The following is an 18,921-nucleotide window of genomic DNA, read 5'->3' as shown; positions in this document are numbered from 1 at the left end:
CCTCTCTGCCGCTAGTTCACCCGCCGGTTCTTCACCGTCCGGTCGAAGAAATTGAAGATCGTCGTCCAGACATGGATGTCGCGCCCCGCGGCATGGGTCTTGCCGGGGTAGAACATCATCTCGAACGGCCGGTTCGCGGCCTGCATCTTCGCGGCGAACGCGGTCGAATTCTCGAATACGACATTGTCGTCCGACATGCCGTGGATCAGCATCAGCGGGTCGGCGATCCGGGTCGCATTCCCCATCGCGTTCGCCGCCGCATAGGCCCTTGCATCGCCGCCCTTCGGATCGGTGCCCATGTAGCGTTCGGTGTAGTGCGTATCGTAGAGCTCCCACTTGGTCACTGGCGCACCCGACACGCCCGCCGCGTACACGCCCGGATTGGCCTCGAGCATTTTGAGCGTCATGTAGCCGCCGTACGACCAGCCGTAGATGCCGATCCGGTCGGGGTCGACATAGCTCTGCGCTTTCAGCCAGTTCGCCGCCGCGAGCTGGTCGGCGACCTCGACGCTGCCCATCGCGCGATAGATCGTGTCTTCGAACGCGGTGCCGCGGTTGGCCGACCCACGATTGTCGATCTGGAAGAAGATGTAGCCGCGATCGACGATGTACTGCTCCATCGGGCTTTCCCAACCGCGGGTCACGGTCTGGGTGTGCGGCCCGCCATAATGCTGGAAGAACACCGGGTAGCGCTTGCCGGGCTCGAGCTTGGGCGTGATCATCTCGTAATAGAGCGTCGTGCCGTCGGCCGCCTTGATCGTCCCGAACGTGCGCTGCTTATGGTCGGCGAGGTACGGATAATAGGGATGCCCCGCCTTCACGGCATTCTCGTTGACCCAGGCGATGCGCTTGCCCGCCGGGTCGGCGAGATAGCTTTGCGCCGGCTGGTTGGGGTTGGAGCGCGTGACGATCAGCCGCGTCGCCGCCTTGTCCATCACCGCCGAGTTCCACCAGCCACGCTCGGTCAGCCGGGTGATCTGGTTCGGATGCGCGATATCGACAGAATACAATTGCTGTTCGAGCACGTCGTCCTTGTTGCCAAGGAAATAGAGCCGCCCGCGCGTCTTATCGACGCCGACCAGGTCGGTGACGACCCACGGCCCCTTTGTCAGCTGCGTCCACTTGCCCTTGGCGAAGCGATAGAGGTGGCCATAGCCGTCGCGTTCCGATTTCCAGATCAGGCTGCCGTCGTCGAGCACGCGGTAATCGTCGCTGAGGTTGATCCAGCTCTTCGGCCCCGATTTCTCGCCGAACCACGTCTTCGCCTTGCCCGTCGCGGGATCGACCGCGAGCATGTCGAGCTGGGTCTGTTCGCGGTTCTCGCGCTGAACGAGCAACGTCTTGCCGTCGGGCGTCCAGTCGACCCGCGCGAGGTAGATGTCGGGATCGCTGCCCAGATCGACCTTGACCTTCGCGCCGCTCGTCGGATCGATCACCCACAGCTCGACGCGCACGTTGGGGGTGCCTGCCGCCGGATAGCGCTGATCGTACACCTTGGTCCCGTCGGCGCCGATCGCGGCGCGCGTGACGACACCGACCGGCGCTTCGTCGAACCGCTCGACCGCGACGAGGCGATCGGTGGGCGACCACCAATAGCCGGTGCGGCGCGCCATTTCCTCCTGCGCCACGAACTCCGCCTCGCCCCAATGCACCGTGCCCGCGCCGTCGCTGGTGAGTGGCTTAGCGGCTCCCCCGCCGAGCGGCTGAACGTAGAGATTCTGGTCCCGCACGAAGCTGACGAACCCGCCCGCGGGGCTGATCGCAGGGTTGAGCTCGCCGCCGGGCGTGTTGGTCAGCCGCGTGACCTTGCCGTCGAGCGTCGCGAGGTAGAGGTCGCCGTCGATCGGCACCAGGATCGACTTGCCATCGGGCGCCCAGTCGTACGCGACGATCCCCTTCTGCCCCGCGATCCGCGCACGCTCGCGCTGCATCTTCTCGGCTTCGGTCAGGTCGGCGCCGGTGCCGACCTTCTTCGAATCGACCAGCATCCGCTCCGCACCGGTCGCGGTATCGAGCGCCCACAGGTCGTAGCGGTCCTTCTCGTCGGGGCGGCTCTTGAGCAAAGTCACCAGCTTGCCGTCGGGCGACAGCTTCATCGCGCGCGGCTGCGGCCCGGCAAGGTCGGGACTGGCGAACAGGCGCTCGAGCGTCAGCGGCTGTTGCGTGTCGTCAGCGGCCATCGCCGCACCAGCCGCCACCGTCAAAGGCGCCGCCACCGCGGCCAGCCCGATTATCCATGCCCGCATCCTCACACGACTCCGCTGATCGCCCGGCGAAACGCGGGCGTTGTGGCTTATTGCGATACGCCACGCGCAGGTAAAGCATCATCGCGCAGCACCAGCCGGGGCCCTGGCCCCTCTGCGGCCAACCGGTCGGCCGGATTGTACAGCGCGCAGCGATCGAGCGAGAGGCACCCGCAGCCGATGCACCCGTCGAGCGTATCGCGCATCCGCTCGAGCGTCGCGATCCGCGCGTCGAGCGCCGCCTTCAACCCGCCGCTGATCCGCGTCCAGTCGGCCTGGGTCGGCGCGCGTCCTTGCGGCAAGCCCGCCATCTCCGCCGCGATCCGCTCGAGCGTGAAGCCGAGCCGCTGCGCGATCAGCGCGAACGACAGTCGACGGATGTCCGAGCGCAGGAAACGCCGCTGGTTGCCGCGCGTGCGATGCGGCTGGATCAGCCCTTTTTCCTCGTAAAAGCGGATCGCCGACACCGACAGCCCCGTGCGGCGCGCGAGGTCGCCGATCGTCAGCGTGGCGGATTCGGGAGCGGTGGCGAGCATGTTGACCTCAGCTTAACTTGAGGTTGTACGACTCGCAATCGCACCATCCTCCAGGAGCGATACGATGCCCAATGCCTTCATCGAACACGTCAATCTCACTGTCCGCGACCCCGAACGCAGCGCGAAACTGATGCACGATCTGTTCGGCTGGAAGGAACGCTGGAAGGGTCCGTCGGCGCTCGGCGGGCGCACGATTCATGTCGGCGACGACCGCTTCTACATGGCGCTCTACACGCACGACGGCGACGCGACCCCCGCCGACACGTTCCGCAAGGGCCGGCCGCTCAACCATGTCGGGATCGTCGTCGACGACCTAGATGACGTCGAACGCCGCGTCGAGGCGGCCGGGCTGATCCCGTTCAGCCATGGCGATTACGAGCCCGGCCGCCGCTTCTATTTCCTCGATTACGACGGGACCGAGTTCGAGATCGTCAGCTATTCGTGAAGCGCCACAACGCGACCGATCCGTCTTCGCTGCCCGTCGCGAGCCACGCGCCGTCGGGGCTGAACGCGACCGCGACGACATCGTCGGGCTGGCGGTCGAGCGCGGCGACCATCGCGCCGTCGGCGACGCGCCAGATCCGCGCGGTGGGGTTCGATCCGAACGGATGCCTGCCGAATACAGCCTTGATCGCCGCCCAGATACCATGACTTTCGCGCCCGCCGCTCGCCAGCCAGCGCCCGTCGGTGCTGAACGCGACGGCATCGACGAACTGGCCGGCGTCGAGCGTGCGGATCGGATCGCCGGTGGAGTGCCACAATCGGAGCTTGGCGTCATCGCCGCCGCTCGCGATCATCCCGTCGCCGCGGCGCACGTCGACGCCGACGATCGCCTCGCCGTGTTCCCCGGCCGTACGGATCAAGCGCCCTGATGCGACATCCCAGATCTTGAGCGAATGATCGAAACTGCCGCTCGCCAGCGTCTTGCCGTCGGGGCTGAACGCCACGTCCCATACGTTGCGCTGGTGCCCGGCGAAGGTACGGATCGGCGTGCCGTCGATCGCGAGCAGATGGATCAGTCTGTCCTCTCCCGCCATTGCGAGGCTCTTGCCGTCGGGATTGAAGCGCAACGCCCAGAGCGGCATCGCCGATACCTTGACCGCACGGCCGGCGCCGCTGCCGAGGTCCCAGACGCGAAGCATGCCGTCGTACCCGACCGTCGCTAACAGCCGCCCGTCGGGTGAACGGTCGAGCGCGGTCGCGCCGCCGGGATGCGCGAACTCGCGGATCGTCCGGCCCGACGGCACCGCCAGGATGCGGACGCGGCCATCGACCCCGGCGACCGCCAGCGTCCGGCCCGCCGCGTCGAACGACACCGCGCGGATGGGTTGCGGTGACGTGGCGATCATCCCGGCAAAGTGCGCGGCAACCCGCGGGCCGCTGGTTGCGAGCGCTGGCTGGCGCGGCTCGCCGCCCAGCGCGAGCCACGCGACGACAACCAACAACGCGATCGTTCCGGCCACCCAACCCAATATCTTCAACGTGATAACTCCATTGTGTATTATTTCTATAATACACCTATGCCGGTGCTTTGCAATCGGCTTGACCGTCGTGAAGGTATGCCGGACGACGCAGCCGTGAATCGCACAGCGACTCTTGCCATTGTCGTCGTCGCCCTCGCCGGCGCAGCGCTGACCGCGCTCGCATACTGGCCCGGTTTCATGACGTGGGACGCGATCCGGCAGTATGGCCAGGTCGTCAGCGGCGATTTCGACGATTGGCATCCGCCCGCGATGGAGTGGGTGTGGCACCGGCTGACCGCGATCCACGCCGGACCCGCGCCGATGGTGCTGCTGCAGCTCGCGCTCGAATGGGGCGGCCTCGCGCTGCTCGCGGTGTGGGCGGCTCGGCAGCGGAGGCGCTGGCTGGCGGCGGTGATCCTGGCGTGCGGTTTCCTGCCGTTCGGGCTGGCACTGAGCGGCGAGGTGCTCAAGGATTGCCTGATGGCGGGCGCGCTGCTCGCCGCCACCGCCACACTCGCCTGGGCCGAGCCGGACCGGCGCGCGGCCGGATGGCGGATTGCTGGCATCGTGCTGCTGGTGTTCGCGAGCACGTTGCGCTTCAACGCTTTCCTGGCGACCGTCCCTCTCGCGGTGGCGCTCCTGCCAGCGACATGGTGGCGCGGCAAGGCTCGCCTCGCCGCCGCCATTGCTGCGACGAGCGCGGTGATGATCGCCGCCCTCCCCGTGGCCAACCGCCTGCTCGAAGCAAAGCCGAGCGGGGTCGGCCTGTCGCTGGTAATCTTCGATCTCGGCGGGATCAGCCATTTCAGCGGCCAGAACGCCTTTCCGCCGATCGCGGATTTCGACGAGAGCGACGATCCCGCGGGCATCGTCAGCGCGTGCTACGACCCATCCAAATGGGATCGCTACGCCTGGTGGGGCGCGAGTCCCTGCGACATCGGGTTCGACAACGTGCAGGAAGCGTTCGCCGCGCAGCACATCAGCCCGTACCGCTGGTGGCTCGATCAGGTCGTGGCGCACCCGGTCGCCTATGCCGAGCATCGATTGGCGCATTTTAACATCAACACGCGGCTGTTTTCGCGCGACCCGACCGAGCGCGCAGTACAGATCGATCCGCCACCCAACGAGTGGGGCTATCGCGTCACGCCTAGCCTGTTGCTGAGCGCGATCGACCAGGCGGCGGTGTGGAGCACGAGCACGCCGCTGGGCTGGCCGATCGTGTGGATCGCGCTGGCACTCGGGATTCTTGTCGCCGCGCCTGCTTTGCCCTCGCGCCGCGTGATCGTCCCGCTGGCGCTATCGTCGTTCCTCTACGGCATGGGCTATGCCGCGTTCAGCGTCGCGTCGGAACTTCGCTACCATTGGTGGACGATCCTCGCCGCAGCCATCGCCGCAGTGATCACGACAAACGATCTCGTCGATGGCGCGACGGTGCGGCGGTCGCGACTGATCCTCGCCGGCGCGCCCGCGATACTGACGTTGTTCGCCTGTCTAGCCTGGCGAATAGTCGTTCCGGCCTGACCACGAAAAAGGACGCCGGATTACTCCGACGCCCTCGATCTCTCGGTCCGAAGCCCGTCCGATTACTCGGCGGTCGCTTCTTCCTTGGCCGGGCGCGTGTCGCGGCGCTCGGCGATGCGCGCCGACTTGCCGGTGCGGCCACGCAGATAATAGAGCTTCGCTCGACGCACCGCGCCCTTGCGGACGACTTCGATGCTGTCGATGTTCGGCGAATAGAGCGGGAAGACGCGCTCGACGCCTTCGCCGAACGACATCTTGCGCACGGTAAAGTTGCTGCCCATGCCCTTGTTCGAGCGCGCGATGCACACGCCCTCGTAATTCTGCACGCGGGTGCGCTCGCCTTCGACCACCTTCACGCCGACCTTCAGCGTGTCGCCGGGGCGGAAATCGGGAATCTTCTTCGATTCGTTGAATTTGGCGATGTTCTCCGCCTCGATCGTCTGGATGAGGTTCATCTCATTCGTCCTTCTTCTGCCGCGCGCCAGAGGGAGACTTGACCCGAGCGCCCTCATGGCGCTCCCAAAGGTCCGGCCTCCGTAGCCGTGTATCGGTCTCGGCTTGCGCTTTACGCCAAGCGTCGATCCTCGCATGATCCCCCGATCGCAGCACTTCGGGGATCGTGCGCCCTTCCCACTCTTGAGGTCGGGTATAATGCGGGTATTCGAGCAGCCCCGTCTCGAAGCTTTCGTCCACACCGCTGGAAGGCGCGCCCATTACGCCGGGAAGCAGCCGAATGCAAGCGTCGAGGAGGACGAGCGCGCCCATCTCCCCGCCGGAAAGGATATAATCGCCGATCGAGACCTGTTCGACCTGGCGGCCGTCGAAAATCCGTTCGTCGAACCCCTCGAACCGGCCGCACAGCAGGATGGCCCCAGGACCGCTGGCGAGGTCGCGGACGCGCGCTTGGGTGAGTGGTGTCCCGCGCGGCGTCATCGCGAGGATCGGGCGGTCATCCGCGACGCTGTCGATAGCGGCTGCGAGCACGTCGGCGCGCAACACCATTCCCGCCCCGCCGCCCGCTGGCGTGTCGTCGACCGTCCGGTGCTTGTCGATCGCGAAGTCGCGGATGTTGACCGCGTCGAGCGACCACTTCCCCTCGCCCAGCGCCTTGCCCGCCAGCGACACGCCGAGCGGGCCGGGAAACATCTCCGGGTACAGCGTCAGGACGGTCGCGGCGAACATTCGGCTCCCTTCCGCGTTGACGCCCGACTTGGCAAGATGGCGACATGACCGAGATCGACGACTGCATCATCGTGGGGGCGGGGCCGGCGGGGCTGACCGCGGCGATCTACCTCGCGCGGTTTCACCTGCGCATCCGGCTGTTCGACAACGGATCGAGCCGCGCCGCGCTGATCCCGCGGACCAACAACCATGCCGGGTATCCCGAAGGTATCCCGGGGGTCGAACTGCTCCGGCTGATGCGCCGCCAGGCCGAGCGCTTCGGCGCGGTGCGCGAGGATGCCCATGTCGATGCGATCGTGCCGGTCGACGGCGGGTTCGATGTGCAGGTCGGGGGCCGGCACCTCCGCGCGCGTACCGTCCTGCTCGCGACCGGGGTGATAAACAACCGGCCCGACATGCCGCAGGACGCGCACGATGCCGCGCTCGCCAGAGGATTGATCCGCTATTGCCCGATCTGCGACGGCTACGAAGTCACCGACAAACGCGTCGGCGTGATCGGCACCAGCGACCACGGCATGCGCGAGGCGCTGTTCCTGCGCGGGTACAGCAAGCACGTGACACTGGTCGCGCCCGGGGCTTCGCACGATCTCAACAACGCGTGCCGCGCCGAGCTGAAAGCGGCGGGGATCGAGCAGCTCGACGGCCCATGCACGCCGATCACGGTCGATAGCGACACGATCAGCGTCGCGACATCCGAGGGCGAGCGCGTGTTCGACTCGATTTACCCGGCACTGGGATCGGTGATCCGTTCGGAGCTGGCGATCGCGGCGGGCGCGCAGGCGAGCGAGGACGGGTGCCTCGAGGTGGATGCCCACCAGCGCACCTCGGTCACCGGCCTGTTCGCAGCGGGCGATGTCGTGAAAGGGCTCGATCAGATCAGCCACGCGATGGGCGAAGCCGGCGTCGCCGCGACGACGATCCGCAACGCGCTCGACGAAGCGTCGCCGCTCAGGCGGTAGCGAAGGCCGCGGTCACGACCAGCCGCTCGGCGTCCCAGTCGGGCACCGCCTCGGGCCGCATCGGGATCATGAAGCGCTTTCCGTCGGGCCGCTCGATCTCAAGCACGTCGCCCGCGCCGAAATTCTCGACCAGCACAACGCGGCCGAGCGGCTCGCCCGTGTCGGAAACGGCGGGAAGGCCGATCAGGTCGGCGTGATAATATTCGCCCTCGGCGAGCGGCGGCAGCGCGGCGCGCGGCACGGTGAGTTCGGTGCCGCGGAGCGCCTCGGCGGCGTTGCGGTCGCCAACTTCGGCGAAGCGCGCGATTGCGCCTTGCGGCGTCGGACGCAACGATTTGAGCGTCAGCGCGCCGTTGTTGAAGCTTTTGAACGACGTGAGGTCGTCGGCGAAGACCTTGAGCCGGACCTCCCCCGCCACGCCATGCGCGCCGATCACGGCGGCGAGCGTGACGGGAGTGTCTTTCCGCATCAGCCCTCGGCCGGAGCCTGAGCCGACTCGCCTTCGGGAGCGGCGGCGGCGTCGCCGGCATCGCTGTCGGGCGTCGCGGTGTTGGTTTCGGCGGCGGGAGCTTCCTCAGCAGCCGGCGCTTCCTCGGCAGCGGGTTCGGCTGCCGGGGTTTCCTCAGCGGTCGCTTCGGCGACGGCTTCGGCTTCCGGGGTCGGTTCTTCGGTCGCGGCTTCGACTTCGGCGGCGACGACCGCTTCGGTTTCCTCGTTCGAGTCCTCAGCCGGAGCCTCGGCGGTCACTTCTTCGACCGGCTCGGGAGCCGACGCGTTCTTGGCTTCCTCGGCGGCGGCAGCGGCGGCGGTTGCCTTCTCGGCACGCTCTTCGGCGCGCTCGGTCGCCTTCTCGCCCGGCTTGCCCTTGTTCGGGTTGTTCTTGGCGGCACGCTCACGGACGCCAGCGGTGTCGAGGAAGCGGGCAACGCGGTCGGTCGGCTGCGCGCCGACGCTCAGCCAGTGCCTGGCGCGCTCGGTGTCGAGCTGGACGCGCTGGTCGCTGTCCTTGGCGAGAAGCGGATTGTAGTTGCCGATCTTCTCGATGAACTTGCCGTCGCGCGGGCTGCGCGCGTCGGCAACGACGATGCGGTAATACGGGCGCTTCTTCGAACCGCCGCGCGAAAGACGAATGCTGATTGCCATTGTAACTTTACTTCCTTGGTTAGATTACTGAAATTACTTCTTTTTCACGTTCATGAAATTCTGAAAGCCGGGCGGCATCTTGGCACCGGTGCCGGGCAGGCCGGGCAGCCCGCCCATCTGGTTCATCGCGTCGCTGAGGTCGATGCCCCCCGTCCCGCCTGTGCCGCCGCCACCGTCCGGGTCACCGGCACCGCCGAGACCGCCCATTCCGCCGCCGCCCATGCCGCCCTTGCCCATCATCGCCATCAGGCCGCGCAAGCCCCCCATCTTCTTGATGCGCTTCATCGCGGTGGCCATTTCCTGATGCATCTTCATCAGCTTGTTGACGTCCTGCACCGTGCTGCCCGAGCCCTTGGCGACGCGGATCTTGCGCTTGGCGTTGAGCAGTTCGGGCTTGGCGCGCTCCTTGACGGTCATCGAACCGATGATCGCGTCCATCCGCAGCAGGATCTTGTCGTCGACATTGGACGCGGCCATTGCGGCCTGCGCCTTCTTCATCCCGGGGATCATCCCCGCGAGCGCGCCGATCCCGCCCATCTTCGACATCTGCTGGAGCTGGGCGCGCAGGTCGTTCATGTCGAACTGACCCTTTTCCATCCGCCGCGCCATGCGCTCGGCGTCTTCCTGCTGGATCGACTCGGCGGCGCGCTCGACCAGCGACACGACGTCGCCCATGCCGAGGATGCGGCCGGCGACGCGGCTCGGGTAGAAACCCTCCAGCGCATCGAGCTTTTCGCCCGTGCCCGCGAACTTGATCGGCTTGCCGGTCACCGCGCGCATCGACAGCGCCGCACCGCCGCGCGCATCGCCATCCATCCGCGTCAGCACGACCCCGGTCAGCGGTACCTGTTCGGAAAAGCTGGTCGCGACGTTGACCGCGTCCTGCCCGGTCAGGCTGTCGACGACGAGCAGGATTTCCTGCGGCTGCGCGATGTCCGCGACCGCCTTCATCTCGTCCATCAGCGCCTGATCGACGTGCAGCCGCCCCGCGGTGTCGAGCATGACGACGTCATAGCCCTGCAGCTTCGCCGCCTGCAGCGCACGCCGCGCAATGTCGACGGGCTGCTGCCCCGCCACGATCGGCAAGGTCGCGACCTCGGTCTGCTCGCCGAGCACCGCGAGCTGTTCCTGCGCGTTCGGGCGATTGACGTCGAGCGACGCCATCAGCACCTTCTTGCGGTCGCGCCCGGCCTGCCCGCTCGACAGCCGCTTGGCGATCTTCGCGGTGGTGGTCGTTTTGCCCGACCCCTGCAGGCCGACCATCATCACGACCGCGGGCGGGGTCACGCCCAGATTGAGCTCGCTCTCGTCCGCGCCGAGCATCTCGACCAGCGAATCGTGGACGATCTTGACGACCTGCTGCCCCGGCGTGACCGAGCGCAGCACGTTCTGGCCGATCGCCTGTTCGGTCACCTTCTCGACGAAATCGCGCGCGACGGGCAATGCGACATCGGCCTCGAGCAGCGCCACGCGCACCTCGCGCATCGCCGCGCGCACGTCCGCCTCGGTCAGCGCGCCACGGCCACGCAACCGGTCGAACACACCGCCAAGGCGATCGCTCAGGCTATCGAACATACACCCAAAACTCCTCTACCGACCCCCAAACGCAAAACACGCCGGCGGACGAAACCTCGTCGGCCGGCGTCACCACATGGGTGCGCATCTCGCGTTCGCAAAGGGAACGGTCGGCGGTCCCCTACGCATGTCCGCAAAAAAACGCAACCGCCACCGTCGGCGCTTAACTCCTTCTTGACCCTGCCGGTGCGATCACCGTGCCGGACCCGACCGCCCGCGCGGTCGCTTGGGTGAGGGATTTTGGCATGAGCGAACCGGCGAGCCCCCGGCGGGACCTGTTGGGCGGCGCGATCACCGTCGCGGCGATCGTCATGTTCGTCGGCACGGGCAGCGCCGCGCTGTCGATGATCGTGTCCAACTATCTGGCCGGCAAAGGCGGGAACGACCAGACACTGGTCATCGCACTGTTGCTCAACGTCGCGCTGATCCTGTTCGGCTGGCGCCGCCACCGCGACCTGACGCGCGAAGTGACCGAACGTGCCGCCGCGGAGGAACGCGCGACGATCCTGGCGTCGAAGGATCCCCTCACCGGCTTTCTCAACCGTCGCAGCCTCGCCGAGGAAGGCGCCGCGATGGTCGTTCGCGCCGACCGCCGGCACAAGGCGGTCGCGCTGATGATGCTCGACCTCGACCATTTCAAGACGGTCAACGACATGCACGGCCACACCGTCGGCGACTCGCTCCTCCGCGCGGTGGCGGACGAAATCGCCGATGCGTTGCCCGACATGGCGCTGGCGGCGCGGTTTGGCGGCGACGAATTCGCCTGCTCGATGCTGTTCGATCCGAGCAATCCCGACAGCGTCGAGCGCGTCGCCGAGCGGCTGGTGTCGCGGATGAGCCAGCCCTTCCATATCGAGGGGCTGCACCTCACCATCACCGCATCGGTCGGGATCGCGCGGAGCGACGCCAATTGCCCGACGATCGACGCCTTGCTCCGCGCCGCCGACATCGCGCTCTACGCCGCGAAGAATGCCGGGCGGAACCGCCACGCCTGGTTCGACGTGTCGATGGAGCGCGAGCTGCAGGAGCGCAACGAGCTGGAAGGGTCGCTCCGCGCTGCCATTCCGCGCGGCGAGATTGTCCCCTATTTCGATCAGCAGATCGACATGACCACCGGCCGGCTGACGGGATTCGAGGTCTTGGCGCGTTGGGAGCACCCGGCGCGCGGGCTGATCGAGGCCGAGCATTTCGTGCCGATCGCCGAAGAGACAGGGATGATCGCCGATTTGTCGATGACCGTCATGCGCGGCGCCTTCGCCGCGGCGCGCGACTGGCATCCGGCGCTGACGCTCGCGGTCAACGTGTCGCCGTGGCAGCTCAAGGATGCGTGGCTGGCGCAGAAGATCATCAAGCTGCTCACGGAAACCGGCTTCCCGCCCAACCGGCTCGAGGTCGAGATCACCGAAAGCGCGCTGTTCGAGAACATGGCGCTGGCGCAATCGGTGGTCGGGAGCCTGAAGAACCAGGGCATCAAGCTCGCGCTCGACGATTTCGGGACCGGCTATTCGAGCCTCGCGCATCTGCGCGCGCTGCCGTTCGACCGGATCAAGATCGACAAGAGCTTCGTCATGTCGATCAACCAGAACCCCGAGAGCGCCGCGATCGTCAACGCGATCACGCGGCTGGGCGACAGCCTCAACCTGTCGATCACCGCCGAGGGGATCGAGGACAAGGCGACCGAGGAACGGCTGCGCTCGCTCGGCTGCGCGCGGGGCCAGGGGCATGCATTCGGGCGGCCGCTGTCGGCGTCGAACGCGCGGCGGTTGCTCGCGGAGCGGCGGTTGCTGGCCGCGGCACAGGCGGAGGCTGTCGACGGGCCGGTTACCAGCCAGCGCCTGGCTGGCTGAGATACGCTTCCTCCTCTGGCGTCGATTGCCGCCCGAGCGCCGCATTGCGCGACGGGAAGCGCCCGAAGCGTTCGATGACTACGCTATGATCGCGGGCGTAGCGCAGGGCCTCTGCATCGCCCAGATCGGTGAACAGCCGCAGGCTCTCGCGCTGATCGTCCAGCGTTTCGGAATGTTCGAACGGCAGGTAGGCGAACTGCCGCTCCACCGCCGACAGGCCCCTGTCCCAACCGTTCTCCACCATCGTCTTGGCGAGCTTCAGCGCCAGCCCATCCCCTTCGAACGCGCGCGGCGTGTCGCGGTGGATATTGCGCGAGAATTGATCGAGCAGCACGATCGCGCCGAGCAAGTCGACTGGGTCGTCGGTCCAGCCCTCAGCGCCGCTCGCGAGCACCGCGTCGCGCCATGCCCCGAACCGCGCGGCGATCTCTGCATCGAATGCCGCGTCCTTCGCGAACCGCTGCTTGTTCGATGTCTCTTCCAGCCAGAAGCGCAGCACCGCGCGCGCCTTCTCGTGGACTTGGCCGTCTTGCGCCTCTAGATCACGCGCCATGTCATCCCTTTCGCAGCCCGAGGTCATCAGCCTGGGGTGCCGCCTCAACATCGCCGAAAGCGAAACGATCCGGAGCCTGCTCGGCGACCGCGACGTCGTCGTGATCAACAGCTGCGCCGTCACCAACACCGCCGTCAAGCAAACGCGTGCCGCGATCCGCAGGGCACGGCGGTTGCGGCCGGGGGCGATGCTCGCGGTGACGGGGTGCGCGGCGCAGATCGACCCGGCGGGGTTCGCCGCAATGCCCGAGGTCGACCGGGTGATTGGCAACAGCGACAAGTTGTTGCCCGATGCCTGGGCGTCCGCCGAGCCGCTCGTCATCCGCGACATGGCGCGCGTCACCGAGATCGCGCCGCATCTCGCGGTCGCCGCCGACCAGTCGCGCGCGTTCGTCGAGGTGCAGAACGGCTGCGACCACCGCTGCACCTTCTGCGCCATCCCGTTCGGGCGCGGGCGGAGCCGTTCGGCGCCGGCGGGCGCGGTAATCGAGGCGATCGAGCGCGTCGTCGCGGCGGGCAAGAATGAGGTCGTGCTGACCGGCGTGGACCTGACCAGCTATGGCGCCGACCTGCCCGGGCAACCGACGCTCGGCAGCCTGGTCGAGCGCATCCTCGCGCGCACCATCCTGCCCCGCCTGCGCCTGTCGTCGATCGACGCGCCGGAGATCGACGACCGTCTGTTCGCGCTGTTGACGGGCGAAACGCGCGTGATGCCGCACCTCCATCTGTCCCTCCAGGCTGGCGACGACATGATCCTCAAGCGGATGAAGCGCCGCCACACGCGCGCCGACGCGGTGCGGCTGGTTGAGCGGCTCAAGGCGGCGCGGCCCGAGATCGCGATCGGCGCCGATTTGATCGCGGGCTTCCCGACCGAGGACGAGGCGATGGCCGCCAACAGTCACGCGCTGATCGAGGATTGTGCGATCGTCCACGCGCACATCTTCCCCTACTCGCCCCGCGCCGGCACCCCCGCCGCGCGGATGCCGCAGGTCGCGCCGGAGCTTCGCCGCGAGCGTGCCGCGCGGTTGCGCGAGGCGGCGGCACGGCGGAAGGCGGCATGGATGGCTAGCCTGGCGGGTACGACACAGCATGTCCTCGTCGAAGCACCCGGCAACCGAGGTCATGCCGCCAATTTCGCCGATATCCGGCTGGACCGCCCGCATCCCATCGGCGACATCGTCGCCGTCACCGTCGCCCCCGAACATTTGAGCCTCGCCGCATGACCTCTTCCCCCTCCTGGCATCAGCGCCTGCTCGGCGGTTTCAAGCGCACGTCGGACCGGCTGGTCGGTAACCTCGCGGGCCTCGGCACCGCGCGGCTCGACGAGGCGACGCTCGACGAGATCGAGGAAGCGCTGATCGCGTCCGATCTCGGCCCCGCGACCGCCGCGCGCATCCGCCAGCGACTCGCCGACAGCAGCTTCGAACGCGACATGGAGGAGCTCGGCATCCGGCTGGTCGTCGCCGAGGAGATCGAGAAGACGCTGGAGAAGGTCGCCAAGCCGCTCGAGATCGAGGCGTTCCCACGGCCGCAGGTTATCCTCGTCATCGGCGTCAACGGGTCGGGCAAGACCACTACCATCGCCAAGCTCGCGCATTTGCTGACCGAGCAGGACTATGGCGTGCTGCTCGCCGCGGGCGATACGTTCCGCGCCGCGGCGATCGGCCAGCTCCAGACTTGGGCCGACCGCGTGCCCGTCGAACTGGTCAAGGGACCCGAGGGCGGCGATGCGGCGGGGATCGTGTTCGAAGCGGTTAAGCGCGCCACCGACAAGGGGATCGACGCGCTGATCGTCGACACCGCCGGCCGCCTCCAGAACAAGCGCGAATTGATGGACGAGCTCGCCAAGATCCGTCGCGTGCTTGGGCGGATCAACCCGGCCTCACCGCACGACGTGATCCTGGTGCTCGACGCGACCACCGGGCAGAACGCGCTCAACCAGATCGAAGTGTTCAAGGAAACCGCGGGCGTCACCGGGCTCGTGATGACCAAGCTCGACGGCACCGCGCGCGGCGGCGTGCTGGTCGCCGCGGCTGAGCAATTCGGCCTGCCGATCCACGCGATCGGCGTCGGCGAGAAGATCGACGATTTGCGCCCGTTCGACCCACGCGAAGTCGCGCGCATCATCGCGGGCGTCGAGGAGTTGCTGAAATGACGACGCCCAAGCGCGAGAGCGCGGGCCTGCGCCTCGCGATCGATTACGCCCCGCTGCTGGTGTTCGTCGCGATCACCTTCTTCGCGCCCGACGCGCCGCTGATGCGGCTGGTCGCGGGCATCACGCACGGGCTCGACGGCATGGAGCAGATGAAGGCGATCGTCATCGCCCGCGTGCTGGTGGCGACGACCGCGTTCATGGTGACGACGGTGATCGCGATGGTCGTGTCGCAGCTCCGGCTCGGGTCGATTTCGCCCATGTTGTGGATTTCGGGCGTGCTGGTCGTCGTGTTCGGCGGGCTGACGGTCTGGTTCCACGACCCGAGCTTCATCAAGATGAAGCCGACCTTCGTGTATTTGCTATTCTCCGGCACGCTCGCGTTCGGGCTGTTCACCGGGCGGCCGTTGCTCGAACAATTGCTCGGCACCGCCTATCCCGGGCTGAGCGCCGAGGGGTGGCGCAAGGTAACGCGCAACTGGGTGATCTTCTTCCTCGGCATGGCGTTGCTCAACGAAGCGGTTTGGCGCACGACGGCACCCAATCCGGGCGACCCGATCACCTTCTGGGCGGGGTTCAAGCTATGGGGCGCGATCCCGCTGACGATGCTGTTCGCGTTCGCCAACGTGCCGATGATGCTGAAGCATGGACTGATGGCCGAGAGCAACGACGCGGCGGAAGACGCGATCCGGGAACTGCCGCCGGAATAGGCGCTAACTTCACACTAGCTTCACACTAGCGCGATGCGCAGGGCACTGATTCTAGGGACAACGGCGCGCAGGCGTCAGCGTTATGTTTTTGTACGTCAGCGCGCGTTTTACGTCACCGTCATCGGTGCTGATCGTAGCAGTTCCTTTGAAAGTGGCAGGGATACCGTTGTTGGGTGAGCCGATGTCCTGTGCCTGCACCGGGGCGTAGAGTGTCACGAGCAGGAATGCCCTGAGTTCTTTCGGGCTGCTCTGATTGAACCACGTAGCGCCCTGACTTCCTTCTCCGTCGATCTCGCCATCTGGGGTCGCGCTGTTCCCCGCCTTGATTCGCCAGCCACCCGGAATTCGGCACACCGCGTTGAACTCGACACCCCAAGTCTTAATGGAGAAGGCTTCGATGCTCTCCGTATCGCGCAACGCTATCTGCCCGATCGACAAAAGATAGGCTCGAGGGTGGTCGGCGGGCGCTGCGCCCATCAGTAACAAAACTAAAGGCAGCAACGTCCTTGTCGACATGGACATACCCCAAGGTTTCTGAGTCGAGTTCGATTTCGACCATGTCACGCGAATTCCAACAAAAAAAAGGCCCCGGCAATCGCCGAGGCCCCTTCGTTCATCCGACCGTGACGATCACCCAACCGCCGCGTCGTACCGCCGCCCGGCCTCGTCCCAGTTCACGACGTCCCACCACGCCTTGAGATACCCTGGCCGGTCGTTGCGGTAGGTCAAATAATACGCATGTTCCCACACGTCGTTGCCCAGGATCGGCGTGCCCTTGTCCTTGGCATCGTCCATCAGCGGGTTGTCCTGGTTCGGGGTCGACGCGACCTTCAGCGCGCCGCTCGAATCCGTGATCACCCAGGCCCAGCCCGAGCCGAACTGGCCGGCGCCCTTGGTGTTGAAGTCCTCCTTGAGCTTGTCGAGCCCGCCATAGGCCTCGATCGCTTCGGCCAGCTTCCCCGAGGGTGCGCCGCGATTGTCCTTGTCGCCCATGATCTTCCAGAAGAAATCGTGGTTCCAATATCCGCCGCCATTGTTGCGCACGAGCGGCGGGAGCGACGAGATCATGCCGAGGATCTCCTCGATCGACTTACCCTCCAGCTTCGGGTCCGCCGCGACGCCCTCGTTGAGCTTGGCGGTGTAGGCCGCGTGGTGCTTGTCGTGGTGGAACTTCATCGTCTCTTCGTTGATGGTCGGTTCCAGCGCGTTATAGGCATAGGGCAGCGGGGGGAGTTCGAAAGCCATCGGGCTTCTCCTTGGATTGTCAGGGTTCGCAAAGGCAAACGCGGTGCCCGTCAAATGGGTCCGGCTCGTTCGTTGCGCAAGCGATTCCATCGCGGCTGGGCACGAAAAAGGCGCCGCCCGGCCGACCGGACGACGCCCCTTTCTTCACCCCGCGAAACTATCCCACGCCGAGCGAGCAAGCCTCCAGCCCAACGAGCGCATCCGATAGCGTGTCGAGCTTCAGGCTCTCGACCACCTTATCGCCGTCCATGATGCCCAACAGCTTGTTCTTGCGCATGTCGGCCAGGAACGTCTTGCCGCTGACCGCGAACTTGTAGCCCGAGCCGAGGTCCTGAAACTTGATGCCCTTCAGCTTGATCGTGCCCCATCCCTTGTCGACCGCGTCGCCGTTCACGAAATAGAGCTGGAACTGATAGTCCCCGCCGTCGACGACGCCGCGCAATGCGCCGTCGATCACCGACACGCGCGCGGTGTCCTCCTTCGGGTAATACGCCACGCGAAACGTCGTGTCGCCGGCGTAGGAGCGCAGCAACGCGCAATTGTCGGAATTCTTGTAGAGGTCCCACCCGCCGTCATATTTCTTGACCGGGCCGTCCGCGGCCATGCCGCCCATCGCCAATCCCAACAACGCCACCAAACCGATCATCGTCGCCCCCTGCCAACGCTAAAACACAGGCGTTTCAATGCGACAGGCGCGCGCCGCGGTATTGGACATTTCGGTCATCCGCCCGGCAGCAGGTCGTGCCGGCGAAGCGCGTGGCGGAGCTGGTCGTAGCTTAAGCCCAGCGCGTCGGCGGTGTGGCGCTGGTTGAAGCGGTTCGCGGCGAGCGCCTTGGCGAGCACGTCGCGTTCGAACCGCGCGACGCGCGATTTGAAATCGGCCGGTTCGGCCTCGCCCGAGCCGACCGAAGGCGGCGCGGGAGCGGTCGCCGGCGCGGCGGGCCGTGGCGCCTCCTCCACGCCGGGGCGATGCGGCGACTGGAACGGGTCGAACTCGATCAGCGCGATCGGCCCGGGCTGCTCCCAGCGATAGACTGCGCGTTCGACGACGTTGCGTAGCTCGCGGACGTTGCCCGGCCATTGATAATCGATCAGCGCGTCGATCGCTTCGGGCGCGAAGCCTTCCCAGTCGCGCTCCATTTCGGCCGCCATCCGACGACCGAAATGATCGGCCAGGACACCAACGTCGCCCGGCCGCGCGCGTAGCGGCGGGAGCGTCACAACCTCGAAACTCAACCGGTCGAGCAGATCGGCGCGAAACTGGTTCTTTTCGACCTTCTCCGGCAAATTCTCGTTGGTCGCCCCGACGATGCGCACATCGACGCGAACCGGGTGCGACGCGCCGATCCGCGTGACCTCGCCATATTCGACCGCGCGCAACAACCGCTCCTGCGCCGCCATCGACAATGTGCCGAGCTCGTCGAGGAACAGCGTGCCGCCATCGGCTTCCTCGAACCGCCCCGGCCGCGCGCGCGTCGCACCGGTGAACGCCCCCGCTTCGTGCCCGAACAGCTCGGCCTCGATCAGCGTCTCGGGCAAGGCCGCGCAATTCATGATGATCAGCGGATTGTCCCAGCGCGGGCTGAGGCGGTGGAGCCGCTCCGCGACCAATTCCTTCCCCGTGCCGCGCTCGCCGATCACGAGCACCGGACGATCGAGCGCGGCGGCGCGGCTCGCGCGCTCGAGCGCATCGAGAAACGGGCCGGACTGGCCGATGACCTGCGTGGTGCGCTCCATTACCATTCCCAACACTTGGTGTATTTTCCCAACCGTTGGCAAGCGAAAAGCCAAGC

Annotated in this window: 19 protein-coding genes and 1 pseudogene; 7 read left to right on the top strand and 13 right to left on the bottom strand. The window is 66.7% G+C overall.

Translation table 11 applies throughout. The features are described from left to right. Nucleotides 1–11: 11 nt before the first annotated feature. Entirely contained in the window at nucleotides 12–2,180 is a 2,169-nt protein-coding gene (locus tag E7773_RS10595; RefSeq protein ID WP_293990976.1) for a DPP IV N-terminal domain-containing protein, read from the bottom strand. A gap of 113 nt (nucleotides 2,181–2,293) precedes the next feature. Continuing rightward, on the bottom strand, nucleotides 2,294–2,779 hold the full coding sequence (gene soxR / locus E7773_RS10590; protein WP_293990950.1) for a redox-sensitive transcriptional activator SoxR: 486 nt from the start codon (nucleotides 2,777–2,779) through the stop codon (nucleotides 2,294–2,296). Between the two features lie 64 nt (nucleotides 2,780–2,843). Here soxR and E7773_RS10585 point away from each other — a divergent pair, with 64 nt between their 5' ends. After that, the gene (locus E7773_RS10585; protein ID WP_293990948.1) at nucleotides 2,844–3,224 is read left to right on the top strand and encodes a VOC family protein; all 381 of its coding nucleotides are present in this window, start codon (nucleotides 2,844–2,846) and stop codon (nucleotides 3,222–3,224) included. Here the strand turns inward: E7773_RS10585 and E7773_RS10580 are convergent. Then, a complete protein-coding gene (locus E7773_RS10580; protein WP_293990946.1) occupies nucleotides 3,211–4,260 on the bottom strand; it encodes a WD40 repeat domain-containing protein in 1,050 nt (349 codons plus the stop codon). The genes E7773_RS10585 and E7773_RS10580 overlap by 14 nt on opposite strands. A 96-nt stretch (nucleotides 4,261–4,356) precedes the next feature. On the opposite strand from E7773_RS10580, the gene E7773_RS10575 reads away from it, so the two are divergent. Continuing rightward, nucleotides 4,357–5,763 carry a hypothetical protein gene (locus tag E7773_RS10575; RefSeq protein ID WP_293990944.1) on the top strand — a complete coding sequence of 469 codons (1,407 nt, stop codon included), beginning with the start codon at nucleotides 4,357–4,359 and terminating at the stop codon, nucleotides 5,761–5,763. A 62-nt stretch (nucleotides 5,764–5,825) separates the two neighbouring features. On the opposite strand, the gene rplS is transcribed toward E7773_RS10575, so the two are convergent. Then, nucleotides 5,826–6,218 (bottom strand): 50S ribosomal protein L19, encoded by a 393-nt coding sequence (gene rplS / locus E7773_RS10570; RefSeq protein WP_293990942.1) that lies wholly within the window; start codon nucleotides 6,216–6,218, stop codon nucleotides 5,826–5,828. Between the two features lies 1 nt (nucleotide 6,219). Further along, nucleotides 6,220–6,945: a tRNA (guanosine(37)-N1)-methyltransferase TrmD gene (gene trmD / locus E7773_RS10565; RefSeq protein ID WP_293990940.1), complete on the bottom strand. Its 726-nt coding sequence runs from the start codon at nucleotides 6,943–6,945 to the stop codon at nucleotides 6,220–6,222. Between the two features lie 53 nt (nucleotides 6,946–6,998). On the opposite strand from trmD, the gene E7773_RS10560 reads away from it, so the two are divergent. Further along, nucleotides 6,999–7,904, top strand: a complete 906-nt coding sequence (locus E7773_RS10560) for an NAD(P)/FAD-dependent oxidoreductase (RefSeq protein ID WP_293990974.1) — start codon at nucleotides 6,999–7,001, stop codon at nucleotides 7,902–7,904. Here the strand turns inward: E7773_RS10560 and rimM are convergent. The 3 genes and pseudogenes from rimM to ffh all read right to left on the bottom strand — a co-directional run bounded on the left by rimM (nucleotide 7,894) and on the right by ffh (nucleotide 10,622). Further along, on the bottom strand, nucleotides 7,894–8,373 hold the full coding sequence (gene rimM / locus E7773_RS10555) for a ribosome maturation factor RimM (protein WP_293990938.1): 480 nt from the start codon (nucleotides 8,371–8,373) through the stop codon (nucleotides 7,894–7,896). The genes E7773_RS10560 and rimM overlap by 11 nt on opposite strands. A 230-nt stretch (nucleotides 8,374–8,603) precedes the next feature. Next, nucleotides 8,604–9,047 (bottom strand): annotated as a pseudogene (rpsP, locus tag E7773_RS10550) (30S ribosomal protein S16); the annotation flags it as partial. 33 nt (nucleotides 9,048–9,080) lie between these two features. Then, entirely contained in the window at nucleotides 9,081–10,622 is a 1,542-nt protein-coding gene (ffh, locus tag E7773_RS10545; RefSeq protein WP_293990936.1) for a signal recognition particle protein, read from the bottom strand. A gap of 245 nt (nucleotides 10,623–10,867) precedes the next feature. On the opposite strand from ffh, the gene E7773_RS10540 reads away from it, so the two are divergent. After that, entirely contained in the window at nucleotides 10,868–12,469 is a 1,602-nt protein-coding gene (locus E7773_RS10540; protein ID WP_293990934.1) for an EAL domain-containing protein, read from the top strand. Here the strand turns inward: E7773_RS10540 and E7773_RS10535 are convergent. Further along, nucleotides 12,444–13,022: a DUF924 family protein gene (locus tag E7773_RS10535; protein WP_293990932.1), complete on the bottom strand. Its 579-nt coding sequence runs from the start codon at nucleotides 13,020–13,022 to the stop codon at nucleotides 12,444–12,446. The genes E7773_RS10540 and E7773_RS10535 overlap by 26 nt on opposite strands. Here E7773_RS10535 and mtaB point away from each other — a divergent pair. The 3 genes from mtaB to E7773_RS10520 are packed head-to-tail and all read left to right on the top strand — an operon-like array spanning nucleotide 13,021 to nucleotide 15,883. Continuing rightward, nucleotides 13,021–14,244, top strand: a complete 1,224-nt coding sequence (gene mtaB, locus E7773_RS10530; protein ID WP_293990930.1) for a tRNA (N(6)-L-threonylcarbamoyladenosine(37)-C(2))-methylthiotransferase MtaB — start codon at nucleotides 13,021–13,023, stop codon at nucleotides 14,242–14,244. The two genes, E7773_RS10535 and mtaB, sit on opposite strands and share 2 nt — an antisense overlap. Further along, nucleotides 14,241–15,176, top strand: a complete 936-nt coding sequence (ftsY, locus tag E7773_RS10525) for a signal recognition particle-docking protein FtsY (RefSeq protein WP_293990928.1) — start codon at nucleotides 14,241–14,243, stop codon at nucleotides 15,174–15,176. The genes mtaB and ftsY overlap by 4 nt, the downstream gene beginning before the upstream one ends. After that, nucleotides 15,173–15,883 (top strand): inner membrane-spanning protein YciB, encoded by a 711-nt coding sequence (locus E7773_RS10520; protein WP_293990926.1) that lies wholly within the window; start codon nucleotides 15,173–15,175, stop codon nucleotides 15,881–15,883. The genes ftsY and E7773_RS10520 overlap by 4 nt, the downstream gene beginning before the upstream one ends. A 51-nt stretch (nucleotides 15,884–15,934) precedes the next feature. Here E7773_RS10520 and E7773_RS10515 read toward each other — a convergent pair whose 3' ends face one another. From E7773_RS10515 to pspF, 4 genes are all read right to left on the bottom strand, one after another. After that, on the bottom strand, nucleotides 15,935–16,360 hold the full coding sequence (locus E7773_RS10515; protein WP_293990924.1) for a hypothetical protein: 426 nt from the start codon (nucleotides 16,358–16,360) through the stop codon (nucleotides 15,935–15,937). 153 nt (nucleotides 16,361–16,513) lie between these two features. Further along, nucleotides 16,514–17,128 (bottom strand): superoxide dismutase, encoded by a 615-nt coding sequence (locus E7773_RS10510; protein WP_293990922.1) that lies wholly within the window; start codon nucleotides 17,126–17,128, stop codon nucleotides 16,514–16,516. 157 nt (nucleotides 17,129–17,285) lie between these two features. Further along, on the bottom strand, nucleotides 17,286–17,774 hold the full coding sequence (locus E7773_RS10505) for a hypothetical protein (RefSeq protein WP_293990920.1): 489 nt from the start codon (nucleotides 17,772–17,774) through the stop codon (nucleotides 17,286–17,288). A 74-nt stretch (nucleotides 17,775–17,848) separates the two neighbouring features. After that, nucleotides 17,849–18,865 carry a phage shock protein operon transcriptional activator gene (gene pspF, locus E7773_RS10500; protein WP_293990918.1) on the bottom strand — a complete coding sequence of 339 codons (1,017 nt, stop codon included), beginning with the start codon at nucleotides 18,863–18,865 and terminating at the stop codon, nucleotides 17,849–17,851. Nucleotides 18,866–18,921 lie beyond the last annotated feature (56 nt).

This window comes from Sphingomonas sp. (assembly GCF_004799495.1).
GTDB lineage: Bacteria > Pseudomonadota > Alphaproteobacteria > Sphingomonadales > Sphingomonadaceae > Sphingomonas.
Note: the sequence above shows the minus strand (reverse complement) of the source record. Positions and strands in the feature narration are given on the sequence as shown.

What these genes read in the sequence shown, in the direction of transcription:
- ffh (WP_293990936.1), bottom strand. Translation starts at nt 10,622, where the DNA reads ATGTTCGATAGCCTGAGCGATCGCCTTGGCGGTGTGTTCGACCGGTTG.
- soxR (WP_293990950.1), bottom strand. Translation starts at nt 2,779, where the DNA reads ATGCTCGCCACCGCTCCCGAATCCGCCACGCTGACGATCGGCGACCTC.
- E7773_RS10520 (WP_293990926.1), top strand. Translation starts at nt 15,173, where the DNA reads ATGACGACGCCCAAGCGCGAGAGCGCGGGCCTGCGCCTCGCGATCGAT.
- E7773_RS10505 (WP_293990920.1), bottom strand. Translation starts at nt 17,774, where the DNA reads ATGATCGGTTTGGTGGCGTTGTTGGGATTGGCGATGGGCGGCATGGCC.
- E7773_RS10540 (WP_293990934.1), top strand. Translation starts at nt 10,868, where the DNA reads ATGAGCGAACCGGCGAGCCCCCGGCGGGACCTGTTGGGCGGCGCGATC.
- E7773_RS10515 (WP_293990924.1), bottom strand. Translation starts at nt 16,360, where the DNA reads ATGGGCGCAGCGCCCGCCGACCACCCTCGAGCCTATCTTTTGTCGATC.
- rplS (WP_293990942.1), bottom strand. Translation starts at nt 6,218, where the DNA reads ATGAACCTCATCCAGACGATCGAGGCGGAGAACATCGCCAAATTCAAC.
- pspF (WP_293990918.1), bottom strand. Translation starts at nt 18,865, where the DNA reads ATGGAGCGCACCACGCAGGTCATCGGCCAGTCCGGCCCGTTTCTCGAT.
- mtaB (WP_293990930.1), top strand. Translation starts at nt 13,021, where the DNA reads ATGTCATCCCTTTCGCAGCCCGAGGTCATCAGCCTGGGGTGCCGCCTC.
- E7773_RS10535 (WP_293990932.1), bottom strand. Translation starts at nt 13,022, where the DNA reads ATGGCGCGTGATCTAGAGGCGCAAGACGGCCAAGTCCACGAGAAGGCG.
- ftsY (WP_293990928.1), top strand. Translation starts at nt 14,241, where the DNA reads ATGACCTCTTCCCCCTCCTGGCATCAGCGCCTGCTCGGCGGTTTCAAG.
- E7773_RS10585 (WP_293990948.1), top strand. Translation starts at nt 2,844, where the DNA reads ATGCCCAATGCCTTCATCGAACACGTCAATCTCACTGTCCGCGACCCC.
- E7773_RS10595 (WP_293990976.1), bottom strand. Translation starts at nt 2,180, where the DNA reads ATGGCCGCTGACGACACGCAACAGCCGCTGACGCTCGAGCGCCTGTTC.
- E7773_RS10510 (WP_293990922.1), bottom strand. Translation starts at nt 17,128, where the DNA reads ATGGCTTTCGAACTCCCCCCGCTGCCCTATGCCTATAACGCGCTGGAA.
- rimM (WP_293990938.1), bottom strand. Translation starts at nt 8,373, where the DNA reads ATGCGGAAAGACACTCCCGTCACGCTCGCCGCCGTGATCGGCGCGCAT.
- trmD (WP_293990940.1), bottom strand. Translation starts at nt 6,945, where the DNA reads ATGTTCGCCGCGACCGTCCTGACGCTGTACCCGGAGATGTTTCCCGGC.